The sequence below is a fragment of the Pseudolysinimonas sp. genome (assembly GCF_044239695.1).
In the GTDB taxonomy this organism is placed as follows: Bacteria; Actinomycetota; Actinomycetes; order Actinomycetales; family Microbacteriaceae; genus Pseudolysinimonas_A.
In genome coordinates, this window is sequence record NZ_JBIIAW010000113.1 from 1 (window position 1) to 8,270 (window position 8,270).

An 8,270-nucleotide genomic window follows, 5' to 3' on the forward strand; every position below is an offset into this window, starting at 1 on the left:
CTACTCGGGCAAGCTCGACTCCGGCGCGCAGGTCATCAACTCGACCAAGGGCAAGAAGGAGCGCATCGGGAAGATCTTCCAGATGCACGCCAACAAGGAGAACCCGGTCGACGGCGTGACCGCCGGTCACATCTACGCGGTCATCGGCCTGAAGGACACCACCACCGGTGACACCCTGTCCGACCCGACCAACCAGGTCATCCTGGAGTCGATGACGTTCCCCGAGCCCGTCATCGAGGTCGCGATCGAGCCGAAGACGAAGGCCGACCAGGAGAAGCTGGGTGTCGCCATCCAGAAGCTCGCCGAGGAAGACCCGACGTTCCGCACCGAGCAGAACCAGGAGACCGGCCAGACCATCATCAAGGGGATGGGCGAGCTCCACCTCGACATCCTGGTCGACCGGATGAAGCGCGAGTTCAACGTCGAGGCCAACGTCGGCAAGCCGCAGGTCGCCTACCGCGAGACGCTGCGCCGCAAGGTCGAGAAGTACGACTACACCCACAAGAAGCAGACCGGTGGATCCGGCCAGTTCGCGAAGGTGCAGATCACGCTCGAGCCGCTCGAGGTCACGCCCGAGACGTCGTACGAGTTCGTCAACGCCACGACCGGTGGTCGCGTCCCGCGCGAGTACATCGGCTCGGTCGACCACGGCATCCAGGACGCCATGCAGGTCGGCGTCCTCGCCGGCTACCCGACGGTGGGCGTCAAGGCGACCCTCGTCGACGGCGCGGCGCACGACGTCGACTCCTCGGAGATGGCGTTCAAGATCGCCGGCTCGATGGCGTACAAGGAGGCCGCTCGCAAGGCGGACCCCGTGCTGCTCGAGCCGCTGATGGCCGTCGAGGTGCGCACGCCCGAGGAGTACATGGGCGACGTCATCGGCGACCTGAACTCGCGTCGTGGGCAGATCCAGTCGATGACGGATGCCACCGGCGTCAAGGTCGTCACGGCGAAGGTCCCGCTGTCCGAGATGTTCGGATACGTCGGCGACCTCCGCTCGAAGACGTCGGGTCGTGCGGTGTACTCCATGACGTTCGACTCGTACTCCGAGGTCCCGAGGAACGTGGCCGACGAGATCGTCCAGAAGGCCAAGGGCGAATAAGTCCTGCGGGTGGCATCGTCACCCGGTCTTCAGCAACACCCGTAAAGTAGTAAACCGAAATCAGTCCTGAGGAGGACCACAGTGGCCAAGGCCAAGTTCGAGCGGAACAAGCCGCACGTCAACATCGGAACGATCGGTCACGTCGACCACGGCAAGACGACGCTCACCGCCGCGATCTCGAAGGTGCTTGCCGACAAGTACCCCTCGGCGGTCAACGTCGTGCGCGACTTCGCCTCGATCGACTCCGCGCCGGAAGAGCGTCAGCGCGGTATCACGATCAACATCTCGCACGTCGAGTACGAGACGCCGAAGCGCCACTACGCGCACGTCGACGCCCCCGGCCACGCCGACTACATCAAGAACATGATCACCGGTGCCGCGCAGATGGACGGCGCGATCCTCGTGGTCGCCGCCACCGACGGCCCGATGGCGCAGACGCGCGAGCACGTGCTGCTCGCCAAGCAGGTCGGCGTGCCGTACCTGCTCGTCGCGCTGAACAAGTCCGACATGGTCGACGACGAGGAGATCCTCGAGCTCGTCGAGCTCGAGGTGCGCGAGCTCCTCAGCAGCCAGGACTTCGACGGCGACAACGCCCCCGTCGTGCGCGTCTCGGGCCTCAAGGCTCTCGAGGGCGACGAAAAGTGGGCCCAGTCGGTGCTCGACCTCATGGAGGCCGTGGACAACAACGTGCCCGACCCGGTGCGCGACAAGGACAAGCCGTTCCTGATGCCGATCGAGGACGTCTTCACGATCACCGGTCGTGGAACCGTCGTCACGGGCCGCGCCGAGCGCGGCACCCTCGCGATCAACTCCGAGGTCGAGATCGTCGGCATCCGCCCGACGCAGAAGACCACGGTCACGGGTATCGAGATGTTCCACAAGCAGCTCGACGAGGCCTGGGCCGGCGAGAACTGTGGTCTGCTCCTCCGCGGCACCAAGCGCGAGGATGTCGAGCGCGGTCAGGTCGTCGTCAAGCCGGGTTCGGTCACGCCGCACACCCAGTTCGAGGGCACCGCGTACATCCTGTCCAAGGACGAGGGTGGCCGTCACAACCCGTTCTACGGCAACTACCGTCCCCAGTTCTACTTCCGCACCACCGACGTCACCGGCGTCATCACGCTGCCCGACGGCACCGAGATGGTCATGCCCGGCGACACCACCGACATGACCGTTGAGCTGATCCAGCCCATCGCCATGGAGGAGGGCCTCGGCTTCGCCATCCGTGAGGGTGGCCGCACCGTGGGCGCCGGCAAGGTGACCAAGATCCTGAAGTAGTCCTTCGGATTCTCGAAAGGGTCGGGCCTTCTGGTCCGGCCCTTTCGCCGTTCCCGGGGATACCGTGGAGCATGCCCCGCGTCGTCCTCGCCATCGTCGTGCAGACCGCCCTCGTGCTGCTGCTCGCACTGCTGGTTCTCGGAGCGTGGCTGCGGATCTCCGGACGACCGGTCGACGTCGTGACCGAGTCGCCGCGGCTGCTGTTCTTCTTCATGGACATCGGTCTCGGAGTGTGGCTCCTCCTCCTCGTCGTCCTCGCCGTGCGGCGTCGCGCGTTGCCGGGGGTCGCGGTCACGCTGCTCGCGGCGGTCGCCGGCGTCGTGCTCAACGCGCTGACGGTGCTCGTCGTCGGGGTGGTGCAGGGGGAGAGCTTCCTCGACTACGCGATCGAAGCCGGACTCGCGTTCCTCGTGGCCGTCCTCGTCGCGGCCCCCATCATCCATCGGCTGTTCCGGCCGGTCGTCAAGCCCCCGCGTGAGGTCGCCCCGCCCGCTTAGCGTGACGGGATGCCCCGCCTCCGCCGCAGCGACGTCACCGGGCCTGGCCTCCACCGGGTGCGGCGCGGGAAGGGCTTCGCGTTCGTCGACGAGAGCGGGCGTCCCGCGTCGGCGGCCGACGCCGCACGGGCGAAGGCCCTCGTGCTGCCACCCGCCTGGACCGACGTCTGGATCGCCCCGCACGCGAACGGCCACGTGCAGGCGACCGGCATCGACGATGCGGGTCGCCGACAGTACCGCTACCACGAGGCGTGGCGCCTCCAGAAGGACCGGCTGAAGTTCGACCGCATGCTCGAGCTCGCCGCGACCCTGCCCACGGCCCGACGGGGCGTCACCCGCGACCTCCGGCGCGACGATCTGTCGCGGGAGCGCATCCTCGCCGCCGCGTTCCGGATGCTCGACACCGGGATGCTGCGGGTCGGGTCGGAGCGCTACGCCGATGCGCACGGCAGCTACGGGCTCTCGACCCTCCTCGGGGCGCACGCCCGGGTGGTCGACGGGTCGCGCGTGGTGCTCTCGTTCCCGGGCAAGAGCGGGCAGCCATGGGAGTCGGAGATCGCCGACCCCGACCTCGCGCTCGTGGTGGCGCGGCTCAAGCGACGCGGCGGGCGGGCCCGGCTGCTCGCCTGGCAGGACGACGCGGGACCGCACCCGGTGAGCGCGGAGGACATCAACGCCGACGTGCGGGCGCGCACCGGCGGCGACTTCACCGCGAAGGACTTCCGCACGCTGCACGGCACCGTGACGGCGGCGGTGGCGCTCGCGAAGTCGGGGCCGGGGGAGACCCCGGCAGCGCGGAAGCGGGCAGTCGTGAACGCCGTCCGGCTCGCCGCCGACGCCCTCGGCAACACCCCGGCGGTCGCACGGTCCAGCTACGTCGACCCGCGTCTGCTCGACCGGTACGCGAAGGGCGAGACGATCGAGGTGACCGGGGTCCGTTCGGCGGAGGCGCGCCTGCGCCAGCTGGTGACGGGCGCGCCGTGACCGACGGGCGCGGGGCGGCATCCGAAACCCGGAATTCACACGCGCGACCCCCGCGACCCGCCAGAATGGGCATGCCAGGCGGGAAGGGCTCGCCGGCCCTGGAGGTCAGCATGGGACTCGACGACATCGTGGACAAGGCCAAGGACGTCGCGGGCGACGCGGTCGACAACACCAAGGAGTTCGTGGGCGACGCGGTCGACAACACCAAGGAGTTCGTGGGCGACGCGGTCGACAACACGAAGGGCTTCCTCGGAGACGTCGCCGACAAGGTGAAGGATGCGACGCACGATCTCGCGGAGAAGGTCGCCGACGCGACCGCCGACAAGGAGCCCGCCGCTCCGGCTGCTCCCGCCGCCCCCGCTTCCTGAACACACGACGATGCGAGGGGGAGCAGGATCATGAGACCACTGGGCAAGACCGGAGTCGCCCTCCTGCTCACCCTCGCGATCGCGTACGTGATCGCGACCATCGTCATCGGCGTGCTCACCGGCGACCTGGTCGCGGCGGCGATCGAGGATGCCTGGCTCGCCCTCTTCACCGGCGGTGGCGTGTCGATCGGGCTCTTCGCGCTGTTCCTACTCGTCACCAACGTCGCCGGCCGACGACGCGGGAGCGGTTCGCAGTTCTGGATCAACGTCGGGGCGCTGGTCATCGCGATCGTGGTCGGCACCCTCGTCACCCTCTTCGCCGGAGTGCTGGCCGGCGCCCTGCTCGCCGGCTTCGAGTGGCTCTCGGTGATCGGCGCCCTCCTCGCCGCCGGCGAGCTCTTCATCGGCGGCACGCTCGCCCTCGCGCTCACCCATTTCGTGATCTTCAAGCCCCGCGCGACCGAGTTCGAGCCGTAGCCCGCCCGTCGAGGCCCCGTCCCGCAGCCCCGACGGTCTGTTGGGCCGCCGTTTGCGAATGCCGCCTCACGTTCCCTGTAGGCACGATTCGCAGGAGGCGGACCAACCGCCCCTCCACGGAGGCACTCGCAGTCGGATGTCCACCTGAATCGAGGGGGACCCCGCAGGGTCGCCCGTGCACCGGCACCGTCGAGGGATGCCGATCTCACTCATCGTCTCGCGCCAGCTGCGTGCCCGCGGCGACCAGACTCGGTCGCTGGAAGTCGGCGTCCGACGCGGAACCTTCATCCGCATCCGCCCGGGCGTCTATGTCGTCGCCGACGAGTGGAGGAACGCGTCGGCGCACACCCGACACCTCGCGACGATCGACGCGCTCGTGGCCACCTCGGCGCGAGTTCCCGTCTTCTCCCACGAGAGCGCGGCGCTCCTGCGCGGGATGCCGGTCATCGGGGCATGGCCGACGTTCCCGCACACGGTTGCTTCCGACCTCGGGCACCGCGCCCCCGTGAACACGTTCGTCCACCGTCCGCGGCACCCGTGGCCGTTCAGCGACATCGACGGGTATCTCGCGACGACACCCATCGGCACGGCACTCGACCTCGCGGCGAAACGGACTCTGGCGAGTGGCGTCGCGATGCTCGATCGAGTGCTCGCCACGGGGACTTCGACGAGCGAGATCGCCGCGACGATCGACGAGTGGAAGCCCTTCCATGGCGCCCGGCGCGCGGAACGCGCGCTCGAGATCGCCACGGGGCTCGCGGAGTCGCCTCTCGAATCGATCAGCCTGGTCCCGATCGCGCTCGCCGGATTCGCGAGGCCCCAGCAACAGATCGAGGTCATCGCCCGGGGTCACCGATATCGCCTCGACTTCTTCTGGCCCGACCAGGGAGTCGTGGGCGAGGCCGATGGGCGAGACAAGTACCGCTCTCCTGCCGACCTCTGGGAGGAGAAGCAGCGTGAAGACGCGCTGCGATCGATCGATCTCCGGGTCGCCCGCTGGGGGTGGGACGAGGCTCTCGCCGGCTCACCCGTCGTGTCTCGGCTCGTCGACGCTGGGCTGCGGGCTGGTCCGCCATATGCGAAATGGGCCGCGCGCATCTCGTAGGCCGCATTCGCAGATGGCGGACCAAGGGCGTCTCGCGCGACGAAGAGGCCCCGCAAACAGGCGCGACACGCCCGGGTTGCACGCAATGCCGGAGTGTGGCAAACTCATGTGGTTCAACATCCCGCGCAATGCGTGGGTCACCGCTCTGGCAGTGCACAGCGATTCGGGCAATAGCCCTCTCGCTGGGCCGCGGGTGGCAGGACATCACAAAGCTTCAACTCGAATCCTTCGATTCTGCGTGCGCGCCCGCGTGCGTGCAGGACCGGGACCGGATTGACAGAAGAACAGCGGTGCGCGGACGAGAGTTCGCGGGTGCGGGATCCGAAATGGATGCCGCATGTACACAGGAGAGAAGAGATACGCATGGCGGCACAGAAGATCCGCATCCGGCTGAAGTCCTACGACCACGCCGGTCTCGACGCGTCGGCCCGGAAGATCGTGGATGCGGTGCAGCGCGCAGGCGCCACCGTCGTCGGCCCGGTGCCGCTCCCCACGGAGAAGAACATCGTGGTGGTGATCCGCTCCCCTCACAAGTACAAGGACTCCCGCGAGCACTTCGAGAAGCGCACCCACAAGCGCCTCATCGACATCATCGACCCGACCCCGAAGGTCGTCGACTCGCTCATGCGTCTCGACCTCCCCGCGGACGTCAACCTCGAGATCAAGGCCTGAGCCGGCCTCGCCGCTCAGAGAGCTAAGGAACACCATGTCTGCAACCGCGACCACGAAGGGTCTGCTGGGCACCAAGCTCGGCATGACCCAGGTCTGGGACGAGAACAACAAGCTCGTGCCCGTCACCGTCGTCTCCATCTCCCCGAACGTCGTCACCCAGGTGCGCAACGTCGAGAAGGACGGCTACGCCGCCGTCCAGATCGCGTACGGTCAGATCGACCCGCGCAAGGTGAACAAGCCGGCCGCCGGGCACTTCGAGAAGGCCGGCGTCACTCCGCGCCGTCACCTCACCGAGGTGCGCACCCCCGACGCCGACTCGTACGAGCTCGGCCAGGAACTGACCGTCGAGATCTTCGAGCCCGGCCAGATGGTGGATGTCGTCGGCACCTCCAAGGGCAAGGGCTTCGCCGGCGTCATGAAGCGTCACAACTTCAAGGGCGTCAGCGCGAGCCACGGTTCGCACCGCAACCACCGCAAGCCCGGCTCGATCGGCGCCTCGTCGACCCCGAGCCGTGTCTTCAAGGGCATGCGCATGGCCGGCCGGATGGGTGGCGAGCGCGTCACCGTGCAGGGCCTCAAGGTCCACTCGATCGATGTCGAGAAGGGCCTCATCCTGGTCAAGGGCGCCGTTCCCGGCGCTCGGGGCCGTATCGTCTTCGTCCGCAACGCGGTGAAGGGCTGATCGACATGACCACTCTCGATGTTCTCGACGCCACGGGCAAGAAGACCGGTTCGGTCGACCTCCCCGCGAGCCTCTTCGACGTTCAGACCAACGTCCCGCTGATCCACCAGGTGGTGACGGCGCAGCTCGCCGCCGCGCGCCAGGGCACGCACAAGGCCAAGGGCCGCGGCGAGGTCTCGGGCTCCGGCAGCAAGCCCTTCAAGCAGAAGGGCACGGGCCGCGCCCGCCAGGGCTCGCTCCGCATGCCGCAGCACCGCGGTGGTGGCATCGTCCACGGACCGGTGCCGCGCAGCTACGCCCAGCGCACCCCCAAGAAGATGATCGCCGCGGCTCTGCTCGGCGTCATCTCCGACCGGGCCCGCGGTGAGCGCATCCACATCGTCGAGGGCTTCGGCACCAACGGCGGCGTCCCGTCGACCAAGGTCGCCGTCGAGCTGCTCGCGAACCTCAACGGCGGACACGGCGTGACCCGCAAGGTGCTCATCGTGCTCGAGCGCGGCGACGACAAGGCCGAGAAGAGCGTGCGCAACCTGCACGACCTGCACGTGCTCTACGTCGACCAGCTCAACGCCTACGACGTCGTCGTCTCCGACGACATCATCTTCACCAAGGCCGCCTACGACACGTTCGTCGAGTCGAAGACGGCGAAGGTCAGCGCCACGACCAAGGAGGCCGGCGAATGAGCGGCTACAACAAGGACCCGCGCGACATCATCCTGTCGCCGGTCGTCAGCGAGAAGTCCTACGGACTGATCGACGACGGCAAGTACACGTTCGTCGTCGACCCGCGCTCGAACAAGACGGAGATCAAGCTCGCCATCGAGAAGATCTTCAACGTCAAGGTCGCCAGCGTGAACACGCTCAACCGCACGGGCAAGCTGCGCCGCACCCGGTTCGGGATCGGCAAGCGCAAGGACACCAAGCGCGCCATCGTCACCCTCAAGTCCGGCTCGATCGACATCTTCACGGCTGTCGGCTAAGGCCCCGAGACTCAGGGCACAGGAGAACACCAATGGGAATTCGCAAGTACAAGCCGACGACTCCGGGTCGTCGTGGCTCGAGCGTCGCCGACTTCGCTGAGATCACTCGGTCGACGCCGGAGAAGTCGC

Annotated in this window: 11 protein-coding genes and 1 pseudogene; all 12 read left to right on the forward strand. The window is 67.9% G+C overall.

The genetic code is table 11. The features are described 5' to 3' along the window. The coding region (locus ACILQS_RS13885; RefSeq protein ID WP_395640724.1) for an elongation factor G at positions 1-1,102 on the forward strand (1,102 nt) is incomplete at its 5' end. Between the two features lie 81 nt (positions 1,103-1,183). Then, positions 1,184-2,377 carry an elongation factor Tu gene (gene tuf / locus ACILQS_RS13890; protein WP_395640725.1) on the forward strand — a complete coding sequence of 398 codons (1,194 nt, stop codon included), beginning with the start codon at positions 1,184-1,186 and terminating at the stop codon, positions 2,375-2,377. Between the two features lie 71 nt (positions 2,378-2,448). After that, positions 2,449-2,874: a hypothetical protein gene (locus ACILQS_RS13895; protein WP_395640726.1), complete on the forward strand. Its 426-nt coding sequence runs from the start codon at positions 2,449-2,451 to the stop codon at positions 2,872-2,874. Between the two features lie 9 nt (positions 2,875-2,883). Continuing rightward, positions 2,884-3,858: a DNA topoisomerase IB gene (locus ACILQS_RS13900; protein WP_395640727.1), complete on the forward strand. Its 975-nt coding sequence runs from the start codon at positions 2,884-2,886 to the stop codon at positions 3,856-3,858. 110 nt (positions 3,859-3,968) lie between these two features. Continuing rightward, on the forward strand, positions 3,969-4,226 hold the full coding sequence (locus ACILQS_RS13905) for a hypothetical protein (protein ID WP_395640728.1): 258 nt from the start codon (positions 3,969-3,971) through the stop codon (positions 4,224-4,226). A gap of 30 nt (positions 4,227-4,256) precedes the next feature. Further along, positions 4,257-4,703: a hypothetical protein gene (locus ACILQS_RS13910; protein ID WP_395640729.1), complete on the forward strand. Its 447-nt coding sequence runs from the start codon at positions 4,257-4,259 to the stop codon at positions 4,701-4,703. 196 nt (positions 4,704-4,899) lie between these two features. Further along, on the forward strand, positions 4,900-5,808 hold the full coding sequence (locus tag ACILQS_RS13915; RefSeq protein ID WP_395640730.1) for a hypothetical protein: 909 nt from the start codon (positions 4,900-4,902) through the stop codon (positions 5,806-5,808). A 363-nt stretch (positions 5,809-6,171) separates the two neighbouring features. Continuing rightward, a complete protein-coding gene (gene rpsJ, locus ACILQS_RS13920; RefSeq protein ID WP_395640731.1) occupies positions 6,172-6,480 on the forward strand; it encodes a 30S ribosomal protein S10 in 309 nt (102 codons plus the stop codon). Positions 6,481-6,514: 34 nt separating this feature from the next. Next, a complete protein-coding gene (gene rplC, locus ACILQS_RS13925; RefSeq protein WP_395640732.1) occupies positions 6,515-7,162 on the forward strand; it encodes a 50S ribosomal protein L3 in 648 nt (215 codons plus the stop codon). Positions 7,163-7,167: 5 nt separating this feature from the next. Beyond that, positions 7,168-7,845 carry a 50S ribosomal protein L4 gene (gene rplD, locus ACILQS_RS13930; RefSeq protein ID WP_395640733.1) on the forward strand — a complete coding sequence of 226 codons (678 nt, stop codon included), beginning with the start codon at positions 7,168-7,170 and terminating at the stop codon, positions 7,843-7,845. Next, positions 7,842-8,141: a 50S ribosomal protein L23 gene (rplW, locus tag ACILQS_RS13935; RefSeq protein ID WP_395640734.1), complete on the forward strand. Its 300-nt coding sequence runs from the start codon at positions 7,842-7,844 to the stop codon at positions 8,139-8,141. Before rplD ends, rplW begins: the two co-directional genes overlap by 4 nt. A 32-nt stretch (positions 8,142-8,173) precedes the next feature. Beyond that, positions 8,174-8,270, forward strand: a pseudogene (locus ACILQS_RS13940) (50S ribosomal protein L2); the annotation flags it as partial.